The 25,608-nt window shown below is 44.4% G+C and carries 26 protein-coding genes; 13 read left to right on the forward strand and 13 right to left on the reverse strand.

Features of this window, described 5'->3' with window-relative positions; genetic code table 11:
- The first annotated feature begins 41 nt into the window (after positions 1–41).
- On the forward strand, positions 42–1,052 hold the full coding sequence (locus tag BLP33_RS16010; RefSeq protein ID WP_090530600.1) for an NAD(P)/FAD-dependent oxidoreductase: 1,011 nt from the start codon (positions 42–44) through the stop codon (positions 1,050–1,052).
- A gap of 2 nt (positions 1,053–1,054) precedes the next feature.
- Positions 1,055–1,372, forward strand: a complete 318-nt coding sequence (locus BLP33_RS16015; RefSeq protein ID WP_090530603.1) for a 2Fe-2S iron-sulfur cluster-binding protein — start codon at positions 1,055–1,057, stop codon at positions 1,370–1,372.
- 169 nt (positions 1,373–1,541) lie between these two features.
- Here BLP33_RS16015 and BLP33_RS16020 read toward each other — a convergent pair whose 3' ends face one another.
- The 5 genes from BLP33_RS16020 to pdeM all read right to left on the reverse strand — a co-directional run bounded on the left by BLP33_RS16020 (position 1,542) and on the right by pdeM (position 6,450).
- A complete protein-coding gene (locus BLP33_RS16020) occupies positions 1,542–2,324 on the reverse strand; it encodes a succinate dehydrogenase/fumarate reductase iron-sulfur subunit (protein WP_090530606.1) in 783 nt (260 codons plus the stop codon).
- Between the two features lie 49 nt (positions 2,325–2,373).
- Positions 2,374–2,727, reverse strand: a complete 354-nt coding sequence (locus BLP33_RS16025) for a four helix bundle protein (protein ID WP_090530609.1) — start codon at positions 2,725–2,727, stop codon at positions 2,374–2,376.
- Between the two features lie 89 nt (positions 2,728–2,816).
- Positions 2,817–4,751, reverse strand: coding sequence for a fumarate reductase/succinate dehydrogenase flavoprotein subunit (locus tag BLP33_RS16030; protein ID WP_090530612.1), 1,935 nt, complete (start codon positions 4,749–4,751; stop codon positions 2,817–2,819).
- 42 nt (positions 4,752–4,793) lie between these two features.
- Positions 4,794–5,585: a succinate dehydrogenase cytochrome b subunit gene (locus BLP33_RS16035; RefSeq protein WP_090530615.1), complete on the reverse strand. Its 792-nt coding sequence runs from the start codon at positions 5,583–5,585 to the stop codon at positions 4,794–4,796.
- A 181-nt stretch (positions 5,586–5,766) separates the two neighbouring features.
- Positions 5,767–6,450 carry a ligase-associated DNA damage response endonuclease PdeM gene (pdeM, locus tag BLP33_RS16040; protein WP_229701739.1) on the reverse strand — a complete coding sequence of 228 codons (684 nt, stop codon included), beginning with the start codon at positions 6,448–6,450 and terminating at the stop codon, positions 5,767–5,769.
- Positions 6,451–6,595: 145 nt separating this feature from the next.
- Here pdeM and BLP33_RS16045 point away from each other — a divergent pair, with 145 nt between their 5' ends.
- Complete coding sequence (locus BLP33_RS16045) at positions 6,596–6,970, forward strand: DUF6249 domain-containing protein (RefSeq protein ID WP_090530618.1); 375 nt, start codon at positions 6,596–6,598, stop codon at positions 6,968–6,970.
- A 105-nt stretch (positions 6,971–7,075) separates the two neighbouring features.
- Here the strand turns inward: BLP33_RS16045 and BLP33_RS16050 are convergent, their stop codons facing one another.
- Together BLP33_RS16050 and BLP33_RS16055 are read right to left on the reverse strand one after the other, a co-directional pair.
- The gene (locus tag BLP33_RS16050; RefSeq protein ID WP_218117181.1) at positions 7,076–7,591 is read right to left on the reverse strand and encodes a DinB family protein; all 516 of its coding nucleotides are present in this window, start codon (positions 7,589–7,591) and stop codon (positions 7,076–7,078) included.
- On the reverse strand, positions 7,566–8,783 hold the full coding sequence (locus BLP33_RS16055; RefSeq protein WP_090530621.1) for a sensor histidine kinase: 1,218 nt from the start codon (positions 8,781–8,783) through the stop codon (positions 7,566–7,568). The genes BLP33_RS16050 and BLP33_RS16055 overlap by 26 nt, the downstream gene beginning before the upstream one ends.
- 219 nt (positions 8,784–9,002) lie before the next feature.
- On the opposite strand from BLP33_RS16055, the gene gltX reads away from it, so the two are divergent.
- Positions 9,003–10,535 (forward strand): glutamate--tRNA ligase, encoded by a 1,533-nt coding sequence (gene gltX / locus BLP33_RS16060; protein WP_090530624.1) that lies wholly within the window; start codon positions 9,003–9,005, stop codon positions 10,533–10,535.
- A gap of 138 nt (positions 10,536–10,673) precedes the next feature.
- On the opposite strand, the gene BLP33_RS16065 is transcribed toward gltX, so the two are convergent.
- From BLP33_RS16065 to BLP33_RS16085, 5 genes are all read right to left on the reverse strand, one after another.
- The gene (locus tag BLP33_RS16065; RefSeq protein ID WP_090530626.1) at positions 10,674–11,429 is read right to left on the reverse strand and encodes a 2-phosphosulfolactate phosphatase; all 756 of its coding nucleotides are present in this window, start codon (positions 11,427–11,429) and stop codon (positions 10,674–10,676) included.
- 51 nt (positions 11,430–11,480) lie between these two features.
- Positions 11,481–12,566, reverse strand: a complete 1,086-nt coding sequence (gcvT, locus tag BLP33_RS16070) for a glycine cleavage system aminomethyltransferase GcvT (protein WP_090530629.1) — start codon at positions 12,564–12,566, stop codon at positions 11,481–11,483.
- 341 nt (positions 12,567–12,907) lie between these two features.
- Positions 12,908–13,396 carry a TlpA family protein disulfide reductase gene (locus BLP33_RS16075; protein ID WP_090530631.1) on the reverse strand — a complete coding sequence of 163 codons (489 nt, stop codon included), beginning with the start codon at positions 13,394–13,396 and terminating at the stop codon, positions 12,908–12,910.
- Between the two features lie 39 nt (positions 13,397–13,435).
- Complete coding sequence (locus tag BLP33_RS16080) at positions 13,436–14,452, reverse strand: Gfo/Idh/MocA family oxidoreductase (RefSeq protein WP_090530634.1); 1,017 nt, start codon at positions 14,450–14,452, stop codon at positions 13,436–13,438.
- 121 nt (positions 14,453–14,573) lie between these two features.
- Entirely contained in the window at positions 14,574–15,182 is a 609-nt protein-coding gene (locus tag BLP33_RS16085) for a DUF4142 domain-containing protein (protein WP_090530637.1), read from the reverse strand.
- A gap of 196 nt (positions 15,183–15,378) precedes the next feature.
- Between BLP33_RS16085 and BLP33_RS16090 the strand changes: the two genes are divergently transcribed.
- The 6 genes from BLP33_RS16090 (at position 15,379) to BLP33_RS16115 (ending at position 20,518) form a co-directional block, all read left to right on the forward strand.
- On the forward strand, positions 15,379–15,984 hold the full coding sequence (locus BLP33_RS16090; RefSeq protein WP_090530639.1) for a hypothetical protein: 606 nt from the start codon (positions 15,379–15,381) through the stop codon (positions 15,982–15,984).
- Positions 15,985–16,023: 39 nt separating this feature from the next.
- Positions 16,024–16,683, forward strand: coding sequence for a DUF6624 domain-containing protein (locus BLP33_RS16095; RefSeq protein WP_090530642.1), 660 nt, complete (start codon positions 16,024–16,026; stop codon positions 16,681–16,683).
- Between the two features lie 481 nt (positions 16,684–17,164).
- On the forward strand, positions 17,165–18,562 hold the full coding sequence (gene fumC, locus BLP33_RS16100) for a class II fumarate hydratase (protein ID WP_090530645.1): 1,398 nt from the start codon (positions 17,165–17,167) through the stop codon (positions 18,560–18,562).
- Between the two features lie 187 nt (positions 18,563–18,749).
- Positions 18,750–19,190 carry a fumarate hydratase gene (locus BLP33_RS16105; RefSeq protein WP_139160007.1) on the forward strand — a complete coding sequence of 147 codons (441 nt, stop codon included), beginning with the start codon at positions 18,750–18,752 and terminating at the stop codon, positions 19,188–19,190.
- The gene (locus tag BLP33_RS16110) at positions 19,190–19,984 is read left to right on the forward strand and encodes a S1/P1 nuclease (protein ID WP_090530649.1); all 795 of its coding nucleotides are present in this window, start codon (positions 19,190–19,192) and stop codon (positions 19,982–19,984) included. Before BLP33_RS16105 ends, BLP33_RS16110 begins: the two co-directional genes overlap by 1 nt.
- Positions 19,985–20,077: 93 nt before the next feature.
- Positions 20,078–20,518, forward strand: coding sequence for a low molecular weight protein-tyrosine-phosphatase (locus BLP33_RS16115; protein ID WP_090530652.1), 441 nt, complete (start codon positions 20,078–20,080; stop codon positions 20,516–20,518).
- 36 nt (positions 20,519–20,554) lie between these two features.
- On the opposite strand, the gene BLP33_RS16120 is transcribed toward BLP33_RS16115, so the two are convergent.
- A complete protein-coding gene (locus BLP33_RS16120) occupies positions 20,555–21,085 on the reverse strand; it encodes a GNAT family N-acetyltransferase (protein WP_090530655.1) in 531 nt (176 codons plus the stop codon).
- A 163-nt stretch (positions 21,086–21,248) separates the two neighbouring features.
- Here BLP33_RS16120 and BLP33_RS16125 point away from each other — a divergent pair, with 163 nt between their 5' ends.
- The 3 genes from BLP33_RS16125 to BLP33_RS27650 all read left to right on the forward strand — a co-directional run bounded on the left by BLP33_RS16125 (position 21,249) and on the right by BLP33_RS27650 (position 25,519).
- Positions 21,249–22,478 (forward strand): DEAD/DEAH box helicase, encoded by a 1,230-nt coding sequence (locus BLP33_RS16125; protein ID WP_175490032.1) that lies wholly within the window; start codon positions 21,249–21,251, stop codon positions 22,476–22,478.
- A gap of 202 nt (positions 22,479–22,680) precedes the next feature.
- Complete coding sequence (locus BLP33_RS16130; protein WP_090530658.1) at positions 22,681–23,676, forward strand: glycoside hydrolase family 43 protein; 996 nt, start codon at positions 22,681–22,683, stop codon at positions 23,674–23,676.
- 226 nt (positions 23,677–23,902) lie between these two features.
- Positions 23,903–25,519 (forward strand): aminopeptidase P family protein, encoded by a 1,617-nt coding sequence (locus tag BLP33_RS27650; protein ID WP_217633168.1) that lies wholly within the window; start codon positions 23,903–23,905, stop codon positions 25,517–25,519.
- Positions 25,520–25,608: the final 89 nt, after the last annotated feature.

Consider the following 25,608-nt stretch of genomic DNA (forward strand, 5'->3'; position numbering starts at 1 on the left):
TTTAGCGGCAAATTTGGTTGCTGAATCAAAGGCGATCATACATGGAAAAAATTACTACCGATATCTGCATTATAGGCGCGGGACCTGTTGGTTTATTTGCTGTTTTTGAAGCCGGGCTGCTAAAAATGCGCTGCCACCTTATTGATGTGCTGCCACAGGTTGGCGGCCAGCTTTCCGAAATTTATCCGCATAAACCTATTTATGATATTCCAGGTTATCCTGATGTTACCGCACAGCAACTGGTGGATAATTTGATGCTGCAGATAGCCCCGTTTCACCCAACCTTTAGTTTGGGCGAGCGGGTAGAAAACCTGCAACGCAATGATGACGGTTCCTATAACATCATTACTAACGATGGTACGCTCGTACATTGCCAGGTAGTAGTAATTGCCGGCGGCCTTGGCTGTTTTGAACCCCGCAAACCAGAAATTGACCGTCTTACGGATTTTGAGGGAAAAGGCGTAGCCTACATGGTGAAAAATCCCGAACATTTCCGGGATAAAAAAGTGGTGCTTGCAGGTGGCGGCGATTCCGCCCTGGACTGGGCCGTTTTTCTAAGCAATGTAGCCGAGCGGGTTACACTGGTTCATCGGGGGGATACTTTTCGCGGAGCACCTAATAGTGCCGAAAAGGTATTTGAACTGGCCAGGGAAGGCAAAATCGACCTGATCCTTAAATCAAATGTAGTTGCCTTAACTGGCGATGACCGCCTGCGGGAGATCACCCTGCTTGACCGGGATCAGCAGGTAAGCCATATTGAAGCCGACCATCTCATTCCTTTATTCGGCCTTAGCCCCAAACTCGGCCCTATTGCCGATTGGGGGTTGAATATCGACAGATCAGCCATCGCGGTAAATACAGTTGATTACAGCACCAATATTGAGCGCATTTATGCCATTGGCGATATCAATACCTACCCGGGTAAGCTTAAGCTGATACTCTGCGGTTTTCATGAAAGTGCTTTAATGGCCCAAAGTGCTTTCAAATATGTTTACCCCGAGCAAAAACTGAGTTTTAAATACACCACCGTTTACGGTGTAAGCGCTTTTTAGCCATGATAAATTTAACCATAATTGACCGCGACGGAGGCAGCAAGGCCGTTGAAATTCCGGAAGGGATAAACCTGAGCCTGATGGAAGTACTAAAGGCATCTGAGTACGATATACTGGCCACCTGCGGCGGTATGGCGCTTTGTGCCACCTGTCACGTACAGGTGATAGAAGGGCCCGAGGAATATTTTACTGCTACGGATACCGAGCTCGATGTATTGGATACGCTACCCTACGCTCCACCTGCAAGTCGGCTGGCCTGCCAGATCAGGATCTCTGAAGATATGGATGGGATGGTATTTAAGCTGGTGGGAGAGGAGTAAAGTCGGAAGTCTTAAGTTTTAAGTCTTGACCTGGATCAGAAAAATTTGCGTGCTTATTCCCTAAAAATTTTATTATCTCATTTTATCAAGCCGTTTTAAAAACTTCCGAGTAAAACATAAAACGGCCCGGAGAAACCGGGCCGTTTACTATATCCTAACAGAGGATCAATTAATGACCTTGCTCATGTACTTCTTCTTCCCTGAACAGTTTCGCGCTAAAATAGTCGTTGTTCATGCGGGCAATGTTAGTCAATTTAATTTCCTTAGGGCACTCGGCTTCGCAGGCACCGGTGTTGGTACAGCTGCCAAAACCTTCTTCGTCCATCTGGGCAACCATTGATTGCACGCGACGGTAACGCTCCGGCTGGCCTTGTGGTAACAAACCCAACTGGGTGATCTTAGCCGATACGAACAACATAGCCGAGGCATTTTTACAAGCCGCAACGCAGGCACCGCAGCCAATACAGGTAGCCGAGTTGAAAGCTTCATCAGCAATAACTTTAGGGATTGGGATAGCGTTACCATCAGGTACACCACCGGTGTTTACCGAAACATAGCCACCAGCTTGCTGAATCCTGTCGAAGGCAGAGCGGTCAACCGCCAAATCTTTAACAATTGAGAACGCTTGAGCGCGCCATGGTTCGATAGTGATGGTTTCACCGTCGTGGAAGGTACGCATATGCAGCTGGCAGGTAGTGATACCGCGTTTTGGTCCGTGAGGGTGACCGTTGATATATAATGAACACATACCGCAAATACCTTCGCGGCAGTCGTGGTCAAAGTTAATTGGCTCATCGCCTTTGTGGGTAAGGCTTTCGTTAACCACGTCGAGCATTTCAAGGAACGACATATCAGGCGAAATATTTTCAGCTTTGTAGCTTACAAATTTACCCGCGGTTTGAGCATTTTTTTGACGCCATACTTTAAGCGTCAGGTTCATATTTCCGTTCATTCTATTTAGATTTGAGATATGAGATTTGAGACATGAGACTTTTTATCAGTTAGTTTGACAGCATTTTTTGAAAAGCATAATTCATCTTTTGCAATTCTTCGATCTGTTTTAGCAGATCGTTTAACACGTCGTCTTTTAAAAGGCCTAATTTATTTGATATAACTAATTGTGTTTGCAGCTCATATGAAGAACCATTAGCAATGCCTAAAAAGTGGCAAAACTCCTTATTAGAGTTGCGCCCGGCTCCTTCAGCAATATTTGAAGGAATTGAAACGGCTGCACGCCTTATCTGGCTTGTTAAGCCAAATCGCTCATCAGCAGGATAGTTTACGGTTGCTTTGTAAACCAAGACCGCTAAATCAATGGCTTTTTGCCAAATTTTCAATTCTTTTAAGTTGTGCATGTTCTTCAAATATTAAAGTCGAGGTTTAGATGAGAGACCTTGGACTATTTATTTTGTCTCAAATCTCACATCTAATATCTCAAATCTAATTATGCATAATTACGTTGTGATAAATGAACTGCTTCAAATGTCAGCTGTTCCTTATGCAATTCTTCCGGCTGATTTTCGCCTTTGAACTCCCAGGCGGCTACAAACGCGAAGTTTTCGTCATCGCGAAGCGCTTCACCATCTGGTGTTTGTGATTCAACCCTGAAGTGGCCACCGCATGATTCTTTACGCATTAAAGCGTCATCTATCATCAGCTCGCCAAGTTCAATGAAATCAGCTACGCGACCAGCTCTTTCTAACGAAGCGTTCACTTCTTCGTTTTCGCCGGTTACGATAGCATTTTTCCAGAAATCAGCTTTCAAAGCCTGGATCAGGCCTTTGGCCTTTTTCAGGCCTTCTTCGGTGCGGGCCATGCCGCAATACTCCCACATAATATGGCCAAGTTCGCGGTGGTATTCGTTAGTGGTTTTAGTGCCTTTAAGAGCTAATAATTTACTTATGTGTGCGATAACATCCTGTTTGGTTTTTTCAAACGCCGGGTGGCTGGTATCAACTTTTTTAGGGCCAATTTTAGCCAGGTAATCGCCAAGGGTATAAGGGATCACGAAATATCCATCAGATAAACCCTGCATCAGTGCAGATGCACCAAGGCGGTTAGCACCGTGGTCTGAGAAGTTACACTCACCTAAAGCATATAAGCCGGGGATTGTAGTGCTCAGGTTATAATCAACCCAAAGGCCGCCCATGGTATAGTGAACCGCAGGGTAAATACGCATTGGTTGTTTATATGGGTTCTCGTCGGTGATCTGGATGTACATATCAAACAGGTTACCGTATTTGGCTTTAACAGTTTCTTCGCCTAAACGTTTAATAGCATCGGCAAAGTCAAGGAATACCGCGAAGCCAGAACCTCCTACACCCCTGCCTTCTTCAACCATTTCCTTGGCGTTACGTGATGCCACATCGCGCGGAACAAGGTTACCGAAAGCAGGATATTTACGTTCAAGGAAATAATCGCGGTCATCTTCTTTAACCTGGTCTGCTTTCAAAGTGCCTTTGCGCAGCTGCTCGGCAATTTCAACAGTTTTTGGAGCCCATACACGGCCGTCGTTACGCAATGACTCTGACATCAGCGTTAACTTAGACTGGTGATCGCCGGTTACAGGGATACAGGTTGGGTGAATTTGAGTATAGCAGGGGTTACCAAAGAAAGCACCACGTTTGTGTGCCCTCCAGGCTGCCGTTACGTTTGAACCTATAGCGTTTGTTGACAGGTAGAATACGTTGCTGTAACCACCGGTACATAATAATACCGCGTGACCTGCATGCGTATCAATAGCGCCTGTTAACATATTACGGGTAACAATACCTTTGGCATGGCCATCGATAGTTACCACGTCAAGCATTTCGTGGCGGGTGTACATTTTTACTTTACCGGCATGGATCTGGCGGTTAAGCGCAGAATAAGCGCCCAATAATAATTGTTGTCCTGTTTGTCCCCTCGCGTAAAATGTACGCGATACCTGCGAACCACCGAATGAACGGTTATCCAGCAAGCCGCCGTATTCGCGGGCAAAAGGTACACCTTGTGCAACGCACTGGTCAATGATGTTTACCGAAACCTCGGCCAAACGGTGAACGTTGGCTTCGCGGGCGCGGTAGTCACCACCTTTAATGGTATCGTAAAATAAACGGAAAACACTGTCGCCGTCGTTTTGGTAGTTCTTAGCGGCATTGATACCACCCTGTGCTGCGATAGAGTGCGCACGGCGGGGGCTGTCCTGGAAACAAAACGCCTTAACGTTGTAACCCAGCTCGCCTAAAGTGGCAGCTGCCGAAGCGCCTGCCAAACCGGTACCTACAATGATGATATCGTATTTACGCTTGTTGGCGGGGTTAACCAGCTTCAGATCAAATTTATGCTTGCTCCATTTTTCGGCTAATGGGCCTTGAGGAATTTTAGCATCTAATGTCATCTCTTCTTTGTATTTATGTTTGTGGCTTTTGGCCAGCTAAACTTAGTGAGCTCCCTGGGTTGATAAATAGTAATAATAAACCGGCATGGCGGCAAAAAGCAGCGGAATGATAACTGCAAACAGCCATGTACCAATAAAGTAAACTACCGGCGTATATTTACGGTGTACCCAGCCCAGCGTACGGAACGCGCTCTGGAAACCATGTAACAAGTGAAATGCTACAGCGCCCATGGCTATTACGTAAAATATAACGTAGATAATGTTGCTGAAACTGTAAGCAACACGCGCGTGCAGGTCTTTTACCCTTACAACTTCCACATTGTTTTCGGTTGATACAGAGTGACTGAATTCGGCATTGGCCGGTGTGTAATCGCTAACCTTTGTTTCGCCTGTTGCCAGGTCGGTACGGTACTCTTTAAAGCCCATGGTTTTGTCGTTATGGTAACGGAACCAGAAATCGCCCATGTGGATAACGATGAACAGGAACAGGACTGAACCCAGCAGGCCCATGTTTTTTGATGACCATGAGGCATCAGATTTTGCCGCTACCGCATAACGTACAGGGCGGGCTTTACGGTTCTTGACAGTCAGGATCAAACCGTATAGTGCATGCACTAAAATGGAAAGGTACAACAGGTATGCTATAACTTCAATAGGCGGAAAATGCGTAAGGAAGTTGGCATACACGTTAAAACTGAAACCGTTATCGTTGTTAAACAACAACAGGTTGCCGCCTACGTGCACAATTAAAAAGGTACACAGAAACAAGCCTGTTAAAGCCATGATCAGCTTTTTGCCCAGCGACGAGTTTAAGGTTTGTTTGAATTCGCTCATTATGAATTGGATTTATTAGGCAAAAGTATTTATTAAATAACAAAACATAGAAGAGGTTTTGGCTTATTGGAGACCAAAAAGCTATTTAGAATCAATCTAAAATAATGTCCTGGTATTCAACAGCCAAATACAATACTATGACAGGGAATTCGATGGATTTAGTGCATTTTGTAGATAAAAATCAGGCTATAGCCACAACTTTATCTTTCAAAACAGCAAAGATCTTGTCGTTTTGAAGGCTCCGGATAGCTACCCGTCCGGTAAATTTTCCGAAGGATGGTAAAATTCCCTGTTTATTGCCGAAGGCAAAGCAAGGCAATGTAATGCTTTGACGTGCCCGGCCGCTTAAGTTTACCCCAGGGTGGATATGCCCGCAAAAAACGTAACCCGCTTTTTCGTCCTGGTCATTGGCAAGCGGATGGTGCATCATGAGGAAGGGGCCGATCAACAGTTCATCGTGCAGTTCGATATTCAGGTTATGATAATGCTTATCTGCAATGATATCATGGTTGCCGCGGACCAGCATGATCTGTAACGCGGGGAACTGGCTGCGCCAAAGGATAAACCAATCCCAATCGTTATTCATATCGCTGTGGAACAGATCGCCCAAAAAAATTAACTTTTCCGGCTTGTGTTCATAAATAAGATCGGAAAGTACGGCCAGGTCACTTTGCTCCATATCCCGCGGTATTGCTATGCCGGCCTTACGGAAATGGCCCACTTTGCCCAAATGCACATCGGCAATTATCAGGGCGCTTTGCTGCTGCCAGTAAATAGCTTTTTGTGGTAATAATAAAAGATCCTGCCCCAGCAGGTTAAAAGGAGTAGCCGCACTTATCATTAAAGCAAAGTTAATAAATGCCATCCGCCCTCCTAAAAGGGAGTAATAATTTTTTTCAATCAGGGTGTAACCTGTTTAAAAAACATGTGGTCATAGCTTACAAATACACCGCAATGGCGTGTTTATAGAGAGAAAAAACAGTATTAACTTAATTAAAAAAACAAATATTATGGGCGCAGGTGAATTGGGCGTATTAGCAGGAATTATAATACCCCTCAGCTTATTCGCAATGATCTTCGGGATCGTTTACTTAAACAAACGGGAGAAATTAGCTATGATTGAACGAAACATGGATCCGAGGAGTTATAAACCGCAATCGGCTCCTTACCAAAATTTAAAATGGGGCTTACTGCTTATTGGTTCGGGTATCGGGCTATTTTTGGCCTACGTTTTAAACCGTGGCATATTCAATAGTTTTGACGATGATGTTTTCTTTTTATACGTAGCATTGATCGCTATTTTTGGAGGGGCCGGCTTGTTTTTATCATACCGCATCGAGAAAAGAGAAGTGCTGGATAAAGAAGAATTGTACAAAGAGAAATAAAAAATCGCCCCCCCCGGGGCAGGTTGGAGAGCCCAGACTTACGAAGTTTTAAAAACTTCGTAAGTCTTTATGTTTAATGGCCTTACGATGTGCGATATAAATACCTTACCCTATCCCGTACCGCTCTTTAAATAAATTTAAATGATGGCGCTCATGCCCGGCCAGCATAAATACAAATGCGGCAACGGTAAACAAATGGTTGCTGGCAATACCGTTACGATTTAGCTGCTCATTGCTGAATGCTTTAATCATATAAAGGTTTGCCTGGCGCAATGCACGGAACTCTTCGGCAAGGTCTTTTATATTTTGACGGTTGAAATCGGTATTGTTAACATAAATATCCTGGTCAAAACCCGGCAGTTCGATATGATTGCGCGAAAACACGAGGGCACGATAGGCAAAGGTACGTTCGGTGTCTATCATATGGCCCAATGCCTGCTTAACTGTCCATTTGCCGGGTGCATAAGCATATAGTCCCTGCTCATCGGTTAAATTACTGAATAGCTGGTAACTGTTATCCATTTGCTGTTCAAGCATGTTAATTACATCATTGTCGCCAACAAGGCCCACATATCCCGCTGCAAATGGCGAATAATCACCTGGTTTTGGTTTTGTTATCATTGCGCGTGTTTTTTAGTACTATCCTGAAGGTTGTTCCTTTACCTATTTCCGAATCTTTCACAAAGATCTGCCCGTTATGGTAATTCTCTATTATGCGTTTGGTGAGCGACAAGCCTAATCCCCAGCCGCGTTTACGGGTGGTATACCCAGGTTGGAAAACGGTATCAAATTTAGAACGGGAGATGCCTTTGCCGGTATCTGTAACATCAATAAAAATCTGGTTTTTAACTTTATTGCCACTAATCTCAACCTTAATGCTTCCCTTACCCTCAATGGCATTAACAGCATTCTTCAGCAAATTTTCCAATACCCAGTCAAATAGTGGAATATTGAGCCCGGCCTTGAGGTGCGGATTACCCGTCATTTCAAAGCTGATGTTTTTGCTGACACGCACCTTAAAATAGTCGACAAAATCTTTTACTACGGCATAAACACCATGTTCTTCCAATACCGGCTTGGAGCCAATCTTTGAAAAACGGTCGGCTACAATTTCCAGCCGCTTTACGTCGTTTTCCATTTCCGCCATCAGAACATCGTCTTCGGCATGGAATTTTTCCTTCATTAGCTCAATCCAGGCCATGAGCGATGATATGGGGGTCCCCAACTGGTGTGCTGTTTCTTTGGCCAGGCCCACCCAAACCTGGTCCTGTTCCGATTTACGTGAGGAACTGAAGGCGGTATAAGCCATCAATAGAAATATAGCAATTACTGTTAGCTGTACGTAGGGAAATAGCCGGAGCTGCGTAAGTAAAGGAGAATCTTTATAGTAAACATAATTGTCGTCGCCTAAAACTTTGTACTTTATGGGGGCGTGCTGGCCTTTCATGTATTGCAGTTCATTCTCAAAATATGTTGGGTCGTATTTTTTTCCTTTTTTATTCTCGGCTTCGAGCTTGTTGTAGGTTTTGGTGGTGTCTAATCCGCGCCATAGAATAATTTCGCCTTTTTCGTCGGTGATAATTGCGGGTACGGTTAAACTGTCACGAACAGAAATTACATAACTAAAAAAATCGTCATCGTCTGAGTTTAGTAACTGCCTCATAGTCATGGCCCAAACCTGGGCACGGGTACGCTCAGAACGGGCAATGTTTTTTACCAGGTAGCTGGTGTAAAATAACGAACCGCTGGCAATTACCACTGCAAAGGCAAGGAGCAAATATTTCCAACGTTTTTTCTGTTGATATGGGTTCATGCTGGGCACAGCCCAAATAACGTAAAATTGCTTTGTAAAATATAATTTTTGTTGGAGGTAGTCCGGAAGTCCGCTGTCCGAAAGTCCGTAAGTTGAAAAGTGAGGATTTGCATATGGTTAAACTTTCAAATTGCAGGTTTTTCAGCCTGTACCATCCTTCCGACTTTCGGACAGCGGACTTCCGGACTTTCCGACTTAAAGCATATCTTTGCCCCCATCATGACCGATAAAAAAGTAAGAGTCCGTTTTGCGCCAAGCCCTACCGGTGGTTTACACCTTGGCGGTGTGCGCACCGTGTTGTTTAACTATTTATACGCCAAAAAACATGGCGGTGATTTTGTTTTGCGAATTGAGGATACCGACCAAACCCGCTATGTGGAAGGTGCCGAAGAATATATTTTAGATTGCCTTAAATGGTGCGGCCTTCAGCCCGACGAAAGCCCGGTTGCCGGCGGCCCTTACGCGCCATATCGCCAAAGCGAGCGTAAACCACTTTACCGCGAATATGCCGAACGCCTGGTTATGGAAGGGCATGCTTATTATGCCTTTGATACCGCCGAAGAGCTGGACAAAAACCGGAAGGAGATCCCCAATTTTCAGTACGGCCTGGCCTATCGCCATACCCTAAGAAACTCGCTTTCATTGCCTCAGCACGAGGTTGATGCCTTGCTTGATGCAGGTACGCCGCATGTGATCCGCATTAAAATGCCGGAGGGTGAAACAGTGAGTTTCAATGATATGATTCGCGGATATGTGAGCTTTGAAACCGGCCTGGTTGATGATAAAGTGTTATTAAAAGCCGATGGCATGCCTACTTATCACCTGGCCGTTGTGGTTGACGATTATCTGATGAAGATCACGCATGCTTTTCGTGGCGAAGAATGGCTGCCGTCGGCCCCGGTACATTTGCTGCTTTGGGAATATCTGGGCTGGAAGGCCGATATGCCACAATGGGCGCATTTACCGTTAATCCTGAAACCGGATGGTCACGGTAAACTGAGCAAACGTGATGGAGCCCGACTGGGTTTCCCGGTGTATGCCATGAACTGGTTTGATGCAAAAACAGGCGAGTTGACGCCGGGTTTCCGTGAATTAGGTTTTTTACCGGAAGCTTTCCTGAACCTGCTGGCAACTTTGGGCTGGAACGACGGTACCGAGCAGGAGATTTTTACGCTTGACGAATTGATAGAAAAATTCTCGATAGAGCGCGTTAACAAATCGGGCGCCAAGTTTGATTTTGAGAAAGCCAAATGGTTCAATGCCGAGTGGATTAAGAGGTCTGAAGTCGAAAGTCTGAAGTCAGATGTTATAAAAGTATTTGCTGATAAGGGTGTTAACGTTAATGATGATGAGTATTTGGCCAAGGTTATCGGTTTAATTAAAGACCGTTGCGTACTAATGCCTGATTTTTACCAGCAGGCGGGTTTCTTTTTTGAGCAGCCCAGGGAGTATGACCTTAACGCGGTAAAACCTAAATGGACTGATGCCAAAACAGCGTTTTATCATGCGTTTATCGCCTTGCTAAATAACGAAGCAGTTATTGAAGCGCATGACCTGGAAGCTAAATTCAAAGCCCTTGCCGAAGAAAAAGGTTTAAAAGTTGGCGATGTAATGCTGCCTTTCCGCATTATGCTGGTTGGCGGCAAGTTTGGTCCGCATGTGTTTGATATTGTCGCCCTGCTTGGTAAAGAAGAAACCATCAGCAGGATTGAAAAGGCGCTTGTGGAGTTTGCTGCCCCCCCCGCCCCCTAAAGGGGGTGCTTACTTACGCCGGCTCTTTCGAGGCATCAACGATTTCTATTTTTGCTGTAAGGCACGAAACAATCCCCTATTGGCAGGTCCGCCCTGTATCGTTTGGGATTGCTTCGTGCCTCGCAATGACGTTTTTTATTACACCGCCAACTTCACCAGTTTCTCCCCTTCCAAAACAGGAATGGCAGTTGTCAAATCAACCTGTAAACAAAACTCGATATCTTTTTCGATGCCTAATTTTTTAAGGCGTTCGCCGTGTGATGTTTTTTTGAGATATCCGTTGATATCGCTTTTACCAACCTGGAAAAGATCGTTAGCGGCTAAGGCGGCATCGTCCAGTACAAATCCTTTATCTTTTAACTGCTCAATTACGGCACCGGCAAACAGGGTATCCTCCAAATTGAAATTGTTTTTCCAGCCGGCACACACCAGCAGCACATTTTCGTTTTGGGTATTAAGCCAGTTGCTTAAAGCGGAAAGGTTCAGGAACGAACCAATAACAATTCTTTTTGCGCTGCGCGATAAATGCAGTGCATGTGTGCCGTTGGTAGTGGTTAACACTATTGTTTTACCGGCTACCTTTTCTTTAGTATATGAAAATGGCGAGTTGCCAAAATCAAAACCATCAACTACCGATCCGTCGCGCTCGGCGGCAAGAAGGTAATCCAGCCCTTTCTCTCTATACGCGGCACACTCCTCAACTTGTGATACCGGTATAATAGCCTCAGCACCGTTTTCAATACCATAACATATAGATGATGTTGCCCTGAAAATATCAATAACCACTACAATATAATCCTCCACATTAAACAGTGGCAGTAATGCAGGGGTTAGGCAAACGTGTGCCCCCCGGCCCCCTGAAGGGGGAGTTTGAGTAGTTGTATTTTCAGACATTTGTGTTTAATTAATTTAGAAAACTTTGAAGGTAGTTCCCCCTTTAGGGGGTTAGGGGGCTTTATAAAACGGAGGTTTTACAATCTGCGCTTTAATTTTATTATCCCTGATGCTGATGTAGATCTCGGTGCCTTCTTTGGCGAAAGCGGTATCTACATAGCCCATACCAATAGCTTTTTGTAATGATGGTGATTGTGTGCCTGAAGTTACTTTACCTATGGTATTGCCATCGGCATCAACAATTAAATAATCATGGCGGGGAATACCGCGATCAATCATTTCAAAACCTACCAGTTTGCGGTTTACACCAGCTTGTTTTTGTGCCTGTAATGCTTCAGCATTAGTGAATTCTTTATTGAATTTTGTTACCCAGCCTAACCCGGCTTCAAGCGGTGAGGTGTTATCATCAATGTCGTTACCATATAGGCAGAAACCCATTTCCAAACGTAAGGTATCACGTGCGCCTAAACCAATTGGCTTAATACCAAAAGGCTCGCCGGCTTTGAAAATTGCATCCCAGATCTGCTCCGCATATTGGTTTTCAAAATAGATCTCGAAGCCGCCCGCGCCGGTATAGCCTGTAGCTGATATCAATACATTGTCAACACCTGCAAAAGTTCCTTTTTTAAAGGTATAGTATTCCATCGATACCAAATCTACCTCGGTAAGGCTTTGTAAAGCTTCGGCAGCTTTGGGACCCTGGATAGCCAACAATGAAGTCCGGTCGGATATGTTTTTCATATCTACACCCTTGGTATTGTATTTGGAGATCCAGTCCCAGTCTTTTTCAATATTTGAAGCGTTAACCACCAGCATATAGGTTTTTTCGTCGATCCGGTAAACCAGCAGGTCGTCAACAATACCGCCGTTTTCATTCGGCAGGCATGAGTACTGCACTTTGCCATCGTATAATTTTGAGGCATCGTTACTGGTAACCCGCTGAATCAGATCAAGCGCGTTCTCTCCTTTTAAAATGAATTCGCCCATATGGCTTACGTCAAAAACACCAACGGCCTTACGCACGGTTTCGTGTTCGGCGTTAATGCCTGTGTATTGAACGGGCATGTTGTAACCGGCAAATGGAACCATTTTGGCGCCGGTTTTTACGTGGATATCGGTTAATGCGGTATTCTTCATCGTCAACTTAAATATTGGCCGCAAAGGTAACTATTATGAAGCGTAATCGGTACCGTTGATTGGTTTGATTTTTTGGGGATTACACCGATTGATTTTTGATTTCAGCGATTACACTGATTTTTTCATATCTCCTCAGGTCTCTTGCAAAGGGCCCTGAGGTTCAACTTATCAATCTAACTGGATATTCGGAACAGCGAACCAGCATGGCGTATACATCAGGGTCCTCCGCGAGAGACCCTGATGGGACGTTACTTAAATCTGCGAGGGATTCTATGGGACGTTAAACAAAAAATCCGGTTAACTCAATAGTTTAACCGGATTTATATAAGTGTTATAATACTTTATACCTTTTTAATCGTTTCCATCAACACCGGGATCTTAGGTACTTTGGGATAAGTTTGAAATAATTTACCATACTTATCATAAATGGCGATATATGGAGTTGTTTGTACGCTATAAAATTTTTGTACCAGGTAGGTGTAGCCTTCGGTGCCAATGGTGATGTTATGGTATTTGGCCAGGTCAAAATCGCGCTGGAAAGTTTGGAGCCCTTTAAGCATCGGCATAAAAGTGATCATCACTATCTGCACATTTTTTAATTTGGGCAGCTCGGGTTTCAGATCATACATCAGGTGCTGGCAATGGCTGCAATCGGGCGAAAAATAGATCACCATTACCGGTTTGTTTTTTTTCAGGTTGGCAGGAGTAACGTAAACACTGTCTGTAGTGAGGATGTGATATGGCGGCAAGCCGGAATTAGCAGGTGGCGTTTGTGCCTGGCTGCACCCGGCGGCAATAATCAGACAAAGCAGTAAATACAGTTTCTTCATTATTTTAATTAGCATTTAATAAGCATAGTTACAACATTTTTAGCTTTCAAGCAATTCAATTTGCCAGGCAACATGCTCCTCGGTTACCGGGAATAACGCATTTTCGCGCACTGTATGATATACAGCATCAAATATGCCATTATAATTACCTTTGGGTGACTTTATCCATTCCACGGTCTTCTGCCCGTCGGCACCCATAAGCACCAGTTTACCGTCGCTGCCTTCGGGCTCGATGCCAAAACCTTCGTCGGTAGGCATCATGTCGGCATCAAGCTGTGCTTCCTGTACATCGGTACGCATTTTAACAAAGCTGCCTAACGTGCCATGTACCACAAAGCCATAAGTATGCTCGGCAATGAGCAATCCCGAGGTTAGGTATACATTAAGCTGATTAGGATATTTAAGGTGGATATTGAAATAATCATCAACCTGCGAGTTTGGCCTGAATGCAGCGGTAGTTTTTTCGTAGCTCAACGACCTGCCAAAGATACTTATAGCATTATCAACCAAATGCGCGCCAAGGTCATAGGTAAGGCCACCGCCCGGAACGCCTGCTGTTTCCTTGAATTGTTTTGCACCGATAGCCATGCGGTACCTGTCCAGCCTGAAATGAACCTCGATCAACTCACCTAACCTGCCGCTTTCAATCACCTCCTTTACCGAAAGGAAACCGCTGTCATAACGGCGGTTTTGGTAGATCATCACTTTCAAATCAAGTTTTTTGCCCAAATCATACAGCGCTTTCACCTCGCTTGAAGTTACGGCTGCGGGTTTTTCAATCAGTACATGTTTACCTGCATTTAGAGCTTGTACAGCATAACCAAAGTGGGTGTTGTTAGGGGTATTAACAATGATGAGCTCTATTTCATCGTCGTTAAGCAGTTGGTCGATGCTATCATAGCTGATCACATCAGGGTATTTTTTGCCGGCTTTTTTTTCATGGCGCTCAACCACGGCCTTAAAAGTAAAGCCCGGATTGGTAGTTAAAAACGGGGCATGAAAAATCCGTCCCGACATTCCATAGGCCATGAGGCCGGTTACTATTGGTTTCGACATATTAAAGTAGATTTTGCTGTGTTAAAAGTATCGTTTTAGCTACACCTGTACAAGGGAATTAAACAGAAAAAGGGAGATTGTTACATCTCCCTTTTTCTGTCTTGAGTTAATCAATAGCTGATTACTTCATGCCTTTTTGAATAGCTTCAATTTCGGCTAAATGGTGTTGGATAACAGGTAATGTTTTAGCTGCAAAGGCTTTAAGGTCGGCATCTTTGCAGTTTTTTGAAGCATCTTCAAACAATGATTCAACTTTTTTATGGCCTTTAACCATAGCATCAACATAGTCCTTGTCAAAATCAGCGCCTGTTTTGGCTGCCAGGTCGGCTTTCATTTTCTGGTGCTCATCATCAGGTGCCGATGGCAGGGTAATGTTTTTGGTTTTGGCTATGGCCATTAGTTCGTCGTTTGCTTTACTGTGGTCAGTAACCATCATTTTAGCAAAATCTTTTACTTTGGCATTGGTTGCCTTTTCGCTGGCCAACTGGCCAACAGCAACTTCGGCTAAGCCGGCATTGGCCGCTTCGGTTGCAAATTTTGCATCATCGGCGGTAACGGCAATGCCTGTAGCACCGGTAGTAGTTGTGTCTTTTACTTTGTTGGCACTGTCGGCAGTGTCAGTTGTTGCAGCTGCTGTGCTATCGCCGCTACCGCTTTTTGCTCCGCCTTTACAGGCCTGGAATGATAATGCCGCCAGGGCCATCATTGCAATTAAACTTAACTTTTTCATAGTAGTGTTTATGTATTTGTTTTTACAGTTAACATTTTTTAGTTAATTAAGTTTGATTTTCTTATTTGTAAAATAAGAAACACAGGTAATTGGAGTGCCGTTTACTAATATTTAGTTTTTAATAAATATTTAACATTTCTTTAAAAGCACTTTTATAAGTTGTGGTTTATAATAACGCGACTAAATTATACCTGATATGTTAATAGGATCATTGTTTTTGGGCAAAGTGCATGAGGTTAATGGGCAGTGGATAGAGACCAAATTTGTGGTTATTGGCATTCCGCTGTTCCCAACCAGCTCCATGCTGGTAACCCGATCGGCCTGGCGAAGCCGTAACGGGTTTAATATTCCGCTCAACCATCAAAGCATCATTGCAGGCTACGCCCGCATGTTTTCGGTGATCATAGCCTTTATTGCTTTCATCTTCTTTTTTAGCGAAAGGGATTCAACCGCTTTGTTAATCGGAGCCATTGGCCTGGCCCTGTGGTTATATTTTTATTTTGTATTTGGCAGCGCCGATACGGCAGAAGCGGAGGAACGAAAAAAAATGGGCGACCTCACCGGTCTGTACATCAAACCGGAGTGGCTTAGCTATGATGATGCCTACCGGATCTATGATCGCCTCGAAAAAAAATACCGGGCAGAGTTTGACGGGGCCGACTGGCTCAACGATCTGCAGCAAAATGAAATAGCGCCGGCCAAGCTGCCGCTGCTGTATGCGCTTTCGCGGTTTAACTATTCGTTAGGGGCTACCGAATGCAACAAAAAGCTATTTGAAAAGGCAGATAGCTTATACTTGTAATACAGGTTTTTGCGTTTATTTGCTTAAACCTCATTGACCATGAAAAACCTGATCATCGTGTTGTTAATTATAACGGCAGGCACAGCATCTGCTCAACAAAAGTTTAACCCTGTTTTAAAGAGACAGCTTGACAGCGTATTGGCACTTGATCAGAAATATCGCGAGATCTTAACTTATCTGATGGATCCGAGCAAAAAGGATTCGGTGTTGAAAACATTACCGGTTAAACCGGAAGAAGCTACAGGCTATTACTGGAAGCTTCAGAGCCAGGCCGATTCGACCAATTTGATTTTTATCGAGAATGTATTTGCGAAATACGGCTATCCCGGTAAATCGCTTGTTGGAGAACCAACCAATGAGGCAGCTTGGTACGTAATCCAGCACTCACCTAAAATAAATCAATACATGCCCCTCATGAAAACCGCTGCCGAAAACAAAGAACTGCCTTTCAGGTTGTACGCCATGATGCTCGACAGGCAGCTGATGTATGAAGGTAAAGAGCAAATCTACGGTTCGCAGGCTACGTCAAAGCCATTACGTAACGGCCAAAAAATTGGTTATTATGTTTGGCCGATAAAAGACGCGGCAGGTGTAAATGAACGCCGTAAGCAAGCCGGTTTTGATCAAACTGTTGAACAGAACGCTAAAAGGTTGGGCTTTGATTACAAGGTTGTGAAAATTGAGGATGTGAAGTGGTAGCCATGATTTAATAAATAGAACTGCTCAATTGAACCCCAATTTGCGTTAGGGATTGAAGCGGATACCGGCCCACGAGCATAATGCCTGCAGGCGTATGAGCGGAAAGCCCGGCCGGAGGCAACGCCCATATCTGAACCATGATTTTTAGGATTTTGGGATTGTTAGGATTTTTATGTCAATTTTTAAACCGGCATAGTAAAAATCGCAATGCTCTTTATTACTAATCTCATGCTGAAAAATTTCAACACAAGTGCTTTGCAAGCGCTCCACAATTAATCGGATTACACGAATCTTAAATTGATTCAATTCGTGTAATTCGATTTAGTGTGAAAAATTTTCATTTATTGTTTTTCAATTCGTATGTGGTTAAAAGCAGTTTCCCTGTGCTTGGCTTTATATATTTATCCTATCAAAAAGTTTACACCCCGCATTCCCCCGCATCATATAAAAACATAACTTTGCCCCTGCAAAATTTAATACCATGAGTTTCAGAACCGAACACGATACCATGGGCGAGGTACAGGTACCTGCCGACAAATACTGGGGAGCGCAAACCGAACGCTCACGCAATAATTTTAAAATTGGTCCGGAGGCGTCAATGCCAAAGGAAATTATCGACGCTTTCGCATACCTGAAAAAGGCTGCCGCTTTTACCAATACCGATTTAGGTGTTTTACCGGCTGAAAAACGCGACCTGATAGCACAGGTTTGCGACGAGATCCTGGCCGGCGAACTGGCTTCGGAGTTTCCGCTGGTGATCTGGCAAACAGGCTCGGGCACGCAATCAAACATGAACGTGAACGAGGTTGTTGCTAACCGTGCACACGTATTACAAGGCAATAAACTGGGCGAAGGCAAAACCTTTATTCACCCGAATGATGACGTGAACAAATCACAATCATCAAACGATACCTACCCAACTGCTATGCACATTGCGGCATACAAGATCCTGATTGATGTGACCATTCCGGGTATCGAAAAACTGCGCGATACCTTGCAGGCTAAGGTCGAGGCTTTCAAATCCGTAGTTAAAATCGGGCGTACCCATTTGATGGATGCTACCCCGCTTACCTTAGGCCAGGAGTTTTCAGGTTATGTTTCACAGTTGAACCACGGCTTAAAAGCATTGCGTAATACGCTTGATCACCTTTCAGAACTGGCCCTTGGTGGTACGGCTGTAGGTACAGGGATCAACACGCCTAAAGGTTATGATGTAAAAGTTGCTGAGTACATTGCCCAGTTTACCGGCTTGCCGTTCATCACAGCCGAAAATAAATTTGAAGCTCTTGCCGCTCATGATGCCATTGTTGAAAGTCATGGCGCTTTGAAACAAATTGCGGTTTCATTAATGAAAATTGCTAACGATATCAGGATGCTGGCTTCTGGTCCGCGTTCGGGCATTGGCGAGATCCATATTCCGGATAACGAACCAGGCTCATCAATTATGCCGGGTAAAGTTAACCCTACCCAAAACGAAGCTGTTACGATGGTAGCTGCACAGGTTATGGGGAATGATGTGGCTATTTCTATCGGTGGCTCAAACGGCCATTACGAGCTGAATGTATTTAAACCGGTTATGGCGGCAAACTTCCTGCAATCGGCAAGGTTAATTGGTGATGCCTGCGTGTCATTCAATGATCATTGCGCTGTAGGCATTGAGCCAAATTACGAAGGTATTAAAAAGCACCTTGAAAACTCATTAATGCTGGTAACTGCGCTTAACCCGCATATTGGCTATGAAAACGCGGCAAAAATTGCTAAAACAGCCCTTAAAAACGGCAGTTCACTGCGCGAAGCTGCTATTGGTTTAGGCTTACTAACCAACGAGCAGTTTGACGAGTGGGTTCGCCCCGAAAATATGATAGGCAGTTTAAAATAAGCCTCACCCCAAACCCCTCTCCGGATGGAGAGGGGCTTTTTAATGCATGCAGTTTATGCCAAAACGCTTTAATTTGCGCTATCTCTCAATAACTAAGGCTTTAAGCCTTCTGCCTTCAGCTTTCAGCTTAAAAAAAGCCTTTCGCCTTTCACCTTTCGCCTTTGGCCTCATAATAGCCTCTTGTACTATGAACCCGGATAAACAAACGCCCGGCGAGGGTTATTTGCAGGGCGAATGGAAACAAGACTCAATACCTGCGCAAAAAAGCCTGGTAACATATTCGCTATATGATATTAAATTCAGCTGTGATTCATTTCTTTTGAAGATTAGTACCGTTAGCAAGGTTAATTACGGGGCTGATACGTGTATGAGCAAAGGCCATTGGGATGAATATGTACGCGGAACGTACTCGCAACGGCGGGACACGCTCCACATTAAGGGGCAGTTTTGCAATGCCGATGGCTCATATAAAAATGAACAGGGCTGTTTCAGGTTTGGTGATTATGAAGAATATTTTAAGGTTCATAAGCAAAGCGACTCGCTGATCCGGTTTGTAAGTACATCCAACGTAATACCTATTAACGCGCATTTAATAAAAAGAACAAGCTGCATTCCAAAACCATTGTAATGAAAACACGAACCTTAAAAAAACTTTTATTGCTGGTGGCGATATTTTATATCCCCCTGCAAAGCATGGCCTGGGGTACTAATGGGCACCGCATTTGCGGCCAGGTTGCGGATAGCTACCTAACCACCAAAGCCCGTAAAGCTATTCAAGCCATTTTGGGTAATGAGTCGATTGCCATTACCAGCAACTGGGCCGATTTTATTAAATCAGACCCGGCTTACAATTACCTGTATAACTGGCATTTTATCAACCTGGAAAAAGCTTACACTTATCCTGAGCTACAGGGCTATTTAAAGGCTGATACGATTACCGATGCCTATACCAAAATGAATTTCCTGGTGACCGAACTTAAAAAGAAAACTATCACCAAAACCAACAAGTTGCTTTACCTGCGCATGCTGATCCATATTGTTGAGGATGTACACCAACCGCTGCACACCGGTCACCTGAGCGATAAGGGCGGTAACGATGTAAAGGTACAATGGTTTGGTAAAGACAGCAACCTGCACTCGGTTTGGGACAGCGAGCTGATTGACCTTCAGCAGTTAAGCTACACCGAATACACTGCGATGATAAACCACACAACAGCTGCTCAGCGTACTGAATTACAAAAAGCGCCAATGAGCCAGTGGATATACGAAAGCAACCAGATGGCAGATAAACTGTATTCCGAAACTAAAACCGGTGATAAACTTGGTTACAAATACAACTTTAGCCATATAGCAACCCTTAACCAGCAAATGGTTAAAGCCGGCGTACGTTTGGCCGGTTTACTGAACCAGATATTTGGATAGTTCTTTGAGGTGAAAGGTTAAAGCTGAAAGGTAAAAGGTAGATTTTCTGCCTAAACCTTTTGCCTTTATCCTTTCGCCTTTTACCTCAAAAAAATGAAAATACTAATGGTATGCCTGGGTAATATATGCCGTTCGCCGCTGGCGGAGGGGGTTATGCAGCACCTGGCAGATGAAAATGGACTTGGCTGGGATGTTGATTCGGCGGGTACCGGAAGATGGCATGTGGGCGAAGCCCCCGACAGACGTTCAATCCGCGTAGCACGGAACCACGGCATTGATATCAGCAAACAAATTTGCCGCCAGTTTAAACGAAGCGACTTTGACGAGTTCGACCATATTTTTGTGATGGACCGTAATAACCTGAGCGATGTGCTTGATATGGCCCGCAACGAAGCACAGGCTGCTAAAGTAAAGCTTCTGTTAGGTGATAAGGTTGTCCCCGATCCATACTACGACGATAACCAATTTGAACCGGTTTTTGAATTAATTGAAAACGGGTGTAGGGATATTATTAAAGAGTTACACCCCCTCTAAATCTCCCCCATTGGGGGAGACTTTTAATAAATGTCTTTAAGCCCTCCCTTCCGGGGAGGGTTGGGTGGGGTTTTTCACCCTAAAAAACGGCACATCTTCCCCATACCAAAACACAATCCCTTCCCGTACAAAACCGGCTTTAATCAGCACCCTTTGTGATGCTGCGTTTTGCGGATGGGTAACGGCGCAAATCTCTTTTAGCCCTATATCATTGAATCCATAACTGATCAGTGCTTCGGCAAGTTCGGTAGCTATACCTTGTCCCCAGTATTTGAGGTGCAGCCGGTAGCCCAGCTCAATGCGGCTCTTGTCGTAATCGCTGGGTTTAAGGGCGCACACACCTATAAAATCGTTATCGGCAATATTAAAAATCCCCCATCTGCCCAGGCCCGATCCGTTCTGGTATTCCTTAAGCGTATCTTTAAAAACCTGTTTACTCTCTTGCGGAGTACGTTTTTTCACATATTGAGTAAGCCGGTCATCGGCATCTATTGCGGTAACAAGTTCTTCATCTTCGGCTGTGAATTCACGGATCAGCAAGCGTGGTGTTTGAGTGATAATATTCATAGGTTTTCAAAAATATATTTTTGAATTGATTGTACAGGTAAGTTGAGTGTCATATAAAAGGTGACCGGATTTATTTTGCCCCTTTAAGGGAAGGTCAATTAATGCTAAAACCCTCATTTGCCGTTAAATTTTTATACCTTGCATAATTTACTTATAAGATATAGTGACTTTCCAGGATTTTAAATTTAACGAGCAATTATTTGAAGGTGTAGAGAGCATGGGTTTCGTAAACCCCACACCCATACAATCTATGGCCATCCCGGCCATTATGGAAGGGCGCGACCTGATTGCATGCGCTCAAACCGGTACAGGTAAAACCGGCGCTTACTTGCTTCCTGTTTTAAACAGCATCAGCAAAACAAATAAACACCATACCAGTGCCCTTATACTTGCCCCAACGCGCGAGCTTGCCCAACAAATAGATCAGCAGGTTGAAGGCCTTGCTTATTTTACCGGCATCAGCTCCATCGCTGTTTTTGGCGGCGGCGACGGCATTGTTTACGAACAACAGCGCCGCGGCATTCAAAACAATGTAAATATTATTGTTGCTACCCCCGGCAGACTGATAGCCCACCTTACATCGGGCGTGCTGAAGCTTAATCACCTTACTCATTTGGTGCTTGATGAGGCCGACCGGATGCTGGATATGGGATTTTCTGATGATATCATGAAGATCATCAGCTATCTGCCTAAAGAAAGGCAAACGCTGTTGTTTTCTGCCACCATGCCCGGCCGCATCCGCTCATTGGCAAAAGCTATTTTGAAAGATCCGGAGCAGATCAATATCGCTATCTCACAGCCGGCTGTAGGGATCGATCAGCAGGTTTACCGGGTTCATGATCAGCAAAAAACGCCGCTGGTACAGCATATTCTGAAAGATTCGGCATTTACAAGCATCATCATCTTTGCATCACGCAAGGAGATCGTTAAAGCGCTATACAAAGAACTTAAGGCTATCAAAATCAACGCCATGTCTTTCCACTCCGATCTGGAGCAGAAAGAGCGCGAAGAGATTCTCCTTAAATTCAAAAACAAGCAATTACCGGTTATCATCGGTACCGACGCCCTTTCGCGCGGCATTGATGTGGAGGGCATCGACCTGGTGATTAACTACGATGTTCCCGGCGATCCGGAAGATTATATTCACCGTATTGGTCGTACGGCCCGCGCCGCTACCACCGGTACCGCAATAACCTTCGTTAACCACCGCGATGAGCGCAAGCTTAAAAATATTGAAAAACTGATTGAAAAACCGATAAAGCTGATGGCGCTGCCGGATGAACTGGCCACGATACAACCCCTGAAGCCCGAACAGCCTCAAGGAGATGCCAAAAGGAAACCTAACCGTCGCTGGGGCAAAAAGAAGCCGAAACAGCAGAATACGGGTAACTAAAAAGTTTTCACGAATACCATTTTGGTTGTTGATTTAATTTAATCGAATTACACGAACTCTGTTCCTTTAGGGCTCTCACAGAGGATGCCGGCGGGGAACAGGATTCTTAATTCGTGTAATTCGCTTCAATTCGAATAAATTCGTGCCTCATCACTAAAACGTTTTATCTATTTTAATATCTTAGACCAAAATCTATTTCCCAATGATCATTCCTAAAAAACTGGTTTTACTGGCAACGTTTGGTGCGGCAATTATCATATCTGAAAATAAGGCATTAGCACAGGAGAAGAAAACATCAGGTAACCCTATTGTTGAAGGTTGGTATGCCGACCCGGAAGCCAAAATCTTCAATAAACAATACTGGGTATATCCAACCTATTCGGCTAAATATAACGACCAGGTATTTATGGATGCCTTTTCATCGCCCGATCTGGTTAACTGGACTAAGCATCCCCGCATTATCGATACTGCCGCTGTAAAGTGGGCTAAACGTGCCATGTGGGCTCCGGCAGTAACTGAAAAAGACGGTAAATACTATATCTTTTTTGGCGCTAACGATATTCAGAACAATAACGAAGTTGGCGGTATAGGTGTTGCCGTTGGCGATAAACCTGAAGGCCCGTTCAAAGACCTTTTGGGCAAACCACTCATTGGCCAGATCATCAATAAAGCGCAACCTATAGATCAATTTGTGTTTAAGGATGACGACGGCCAATACTACATGATTTACGGTGGCTGGGGCCAATGTAATATCGTAAAGCTAAAAAACGACTTTACAGGTATCGAACCATTTAAAGATGGTGAAACCTACAAACTGATCACCCCTAAAGATTATGTTGAAGGCCCGGTGATGTTTAAACGAAAAGGGAAATATTACTTTATGTGGAGCGAAGGCGGCTGGACTGGTCCGGATTACCGCGTGGCTTATGCTATTGGCGATTCTCCATTCGGTCCGTTTAACCGTATTGGTACCATATTGAAACAGGATGCCAGCATAGCCACAGGAGCAGGGCACCATTCGGTGATCCAGGTGCCGGGTAAGGACGAATGGTATATTGTTTATCACCGCCGCCCCTTAACCGAAACTGATGGCAACCACCGCGTTACCTGCATCGATAAAATGTACTTTGATAAGGATGGCAAGATCCTGCCGGTGAAAATCACCAATGAAGGTGTAACGGCAAGGAAGATTAAATAGCCCCCCAATATATTATACACCCGTCATTGCGAGGTACGAAGCAATCCCCAAGACGCAGAGCAGCTATGCAAGTGTCTCTGTATTGTTTGGGATTGCTTCGTACCTCGCGATGACGTTTTTTATTACTATGCACATCAATCTTTTCCCCCTAAAAGGGTGAGCATGATAATCCCTGATATTTAGTATCTTAAACCGTTTTTTTGACTGACATTATTCCTTTATCATTATGACGCGATCAATTTTTCGGGCATTAGTAATTTTACTTGCCCTTACTGGCAGCAACCGCTGTTTCGGACAAGCCGCCGAAAACTTACCCACCGATTATTTAAGCAAAGAATTTCATGCCGGAAGGCGACAGGCCTTGCGCAACCTGATGCCAGCCAATTCGGTGATGGTGATCTTCTCATACCCTGAACAGGTGTTTTCGAACGATGTTAACTACGTTTATCATCCTAATCCCGATCTGTATTATTTTTCAGGATATAAAGAACCCAACTCGGTGTTGTTGGTATTTAAAGAGATGCAGGCTGTGGGCGACAGCAGCTATAATGAGGTGCTGTTTGTACGTCACCGGGATGCCGGTCGTGAGCAGTGGACAGGCAGGCGTTTGGGTGTTGAAGGCGCTAAATCGCAGCTTGGTTTTAAGCGGGCTTACAACAGCGAGGATTTCGCGAAATTCCCCGTTGATTTTAAAAAGTTTGCCAATGTGTATTATGATGCACTCCCCGAAGATGTTACCGGCGATGGATCGACCGGCGAGCTAAAAAAACTGATCGCAGCTTTTAAAAGTAAGGCTGGCATAACGGAAACTAACAGGCAGGTTATGAGTGATCTTAATTTGATAGCAAGAATGGTTACTCCTCAAAATTTAGCCCGTTTCATGACTTATTTTAAAGATAAGTTTGCAGATGAGGATCACAAAAATAATCCGCTTATACAACAATTGGCGGCCAAACCCGATTCTGCAACGCTTGCCGATGTTAAGGCAAAGATTGGCACAACTTATGGCGGTAACACCGGATATGCTGAATTTACTTCAAAGCTGCGGGGCGTAAAAACACCCGAAGAAATAGCTGTGTTGAAAAAAGCGGTTGAGATCTCAAGCCTTGCCCATCTGGAAGTAATGAAATCGGTAAAACCCAATATGAGCGAGCGCGAGGTTGAAGGCATCATGACCTACGTGCATAAAAGATACGGAGCAGAAGACGAGGGATATCCACCAATTGTAGGTGCAGGCGCTAATGGCTGTATCCTGCATTATGAAGAAAACTCGGCCACAAAAATTGATAACCAGTTATTACTCATGGATGTTGGTGCCGAATATCATGGTTATTCTGCCGACGTTACCCGCACCGTACCGGCTAACGGCAAATTTACCGAAGAGCAAAAGGCTATTTATCAATTGGTATACGACGCACAGGAAGAGATTTTTAAATTGTGTAAAGCCGGTGTGCCCTATGCCAGTCTTGAGCAAAAATCGGTAGAAGTATTATCGGCCGGACTGATTAAACTCGGTATCATCAAGGACGCGTCAGAAGTGCGTAAATATTACCCGCATGGCTGTTCGCATCATTTAGGGCTTGATGTGCATGACAAAGGCGGTCGCGGTAATTTGGAAGAAAACTGGGTGATCACCGTTGAGCCGGGCATTTATATCCCTGCCGGCAGTCCCTGCGATAAAAAATGGTGGAATATCGGTGTACGTATTGAAGATGACGTACAAATTGGTAAAGACAAGGGCACAATCCTGTCGATAGATGCGCCGCGCAAATGGCAGGACGTTGAAAAAGCTGCGACTGAGAAAAGTATTTTTGAAGCAGCTAAATTTCCGGAGCTGAAATAAAAATAAAGCCAATAGAAAAAGCCCGCCGCCACTCGGCTGGAGCCGAGTGGCAATTTTTAAGCGGCCTCTGGCCGAAGCGAAAATACCTT

Source organism: Mucilaginibacter sp. NFR10, assembly GCF_900100445.1.
GTDB lineage: Bacteria > Bacteroidota > Bacteroidia > Sphingobacteriales > Sphingobacteriaceae > Mucilaginibacter > Mucilaginibacter rubeus.

Coding starts and splice junctions, on each gene's coding strand:
- BLP33_RS16010 (WP_090530600.1), top strand. CDS start 42: ATGGAAAAAATTACTACCGATATCTGCATTATAGGCGCGGGACCTGTT.
- BLP33_RS16015 (WP_090530603.1), top strand. CDS start 1,055: ATGATAAATTTAACCATAATTGACCGCGACGGAGGCAGCAAGGCCGTT.
- BLP33_RS16020 (WP_090530606.1), bottom strand. CDS start 2,324: ATGAACGGAAATATGAACCTGACGCTTAAAGTATGGCGTCAAAAAAAT.
- BLP33_RS16025 (WP_090530609.1), bottom strand. CDS start 2,727: ATGCACAACTTAAAAGAATTGAAAATTTGGCAAAAAGCCATTGATTTA.
- BLP33_RS16030 (WP_090530612.1), bottom strand. CDS start 4,751: ATGACATTAGATGCTAAAATTCCTCAAGGCCCATTAGCCGAAAAATGG.
- BLP33_RS16035 (WP_090530615.1), bottom strand. CDS start 5,585: ATGAGCGAATTCAAACAAACCTTAAACTCGTCGCTGGGCAAAAAGCTG.
- pdeM (WP_229701739.1), bottom strand. CDS start 6,450: ATGGCATTTATTAACTTTGCTTTAATGATAAGTGCGGCTACTCCTTTT.
- BLP33_RS16045 (WP_090530618.1), top strand. CDS start 6,596: ATGGGCGCAGGTGAATTGGGCGTATTAGCAGGAATTATAATACCCCTC.
- BLP33_RS16050 (WP_218117181.1), bottom strand. CDS start 7,591: ATGATAACAAAACCAAAACCAGGTGATTATTCGCCATTTGCAGCGGGA.
- BLP33_RS16055 (WP_090530621.1), bottom strand. CDS start 8,783: ATGAACCCATATCAACAGAAAAAACGTTGGAAATATTTGCTCCTTGCC.
- gltX (WP_090530624.1), top strand. CDS start 9,003: ATGACCGATAAAAAAGTAAGAGTCCGTTTTGCGCCAAGCCCTACCGGT.
- BLP33_RS16065 (WP_090530626.1), bottom strand. CDS start 11,429: ATGTCTGAAAATACAACTACTCAAACTCCCCCTTCAGGGGGCCGGGGG.
- gcvT (WP_090530629.1), bottom strand. CDS start 12,566: ATGAAGAATACCGCATTAACCGATATCCACGTAAAAACCGGCGCCAAA.
- BLP33_RS16075 (WP_090530631.1), bottom strand. CDS start 13,396: ATGAAGAAACTGTATTTACTGCTTTGTCTGATTATTGCCGCCGGGTGC.
- BLP33_RS16080 (WP_090530634.1), bottom strand. CDS start 14,452: ATGTCGAAACCAATAGTAACCGGCCTCATGGCCTATGGAATGTCGGGA.
- BLP33_RS16085 (WP_090530637.1), bottom strand. CDS start 15,182: ATGAAAAAGTTAAGTTTAATTGCAATGATGGCCCTGGCGGCATTATCA.
- BLP33_RS16090 (WP_090530639.1), top strand. CDS start 15,379: ATGTTAATAGGATCATTGTTTTTGGGCAAAGTGCATGAGGTTAATGGG.
- BLP33_RS16095 (WP_090530642.1), top strand. CDS start 16,024: ATGAAAAACCTGATCATCGTGTTGTTAATTATAACGGCAGGCACAGCA.
- fumC (WP_090530645.1), top strand. CDS start 17,165: ATGAGTTTCAGAACCGAACACGATACCATGGGCGAGGTACAGGTACCT.
- BLP33_RS16105 (WP_139160007.1), top strand. CDS start 18,750: ATGAACCCGGATAAACAAACGCCCGGCGAGGGTTATTTGCAGGGCGAA.
- BLP33_RS16110 (WP_090530649.1), top strand. CDS start 19,190: ATGAAAACACGAACCTTAAAAAAACTTTTATTGCTGGTGGCGATATTT.
- BLP33_RS16115 (WP_090530652.1), top strand. CDS start 20,078: ATGAAAATACTAATGGTATGCCTGGGTAATATATGCCGTTCGCCGCTG.
- BLP33_RS16120 (WP_090530655.1), bottom strand. CDS start 21,085: ATGAATATTATCACTCAAACACCACGCTTGCTGATCCGTGAATTCACA.
- BLP33_RS16130 (WP_090530658.1), top strand. CDS start 22,681: ATGATCATTCCTAAAAAACTGGTTTTACTGGCAACGTTTGGTGCGGCA.
- BLP33_RS27650 (WP_217633168.1), top strand. CDS start 23,903: ATGACGCGATCAATTTTTCGGGCATTAGTAATTTTACTTGCCCTTACT.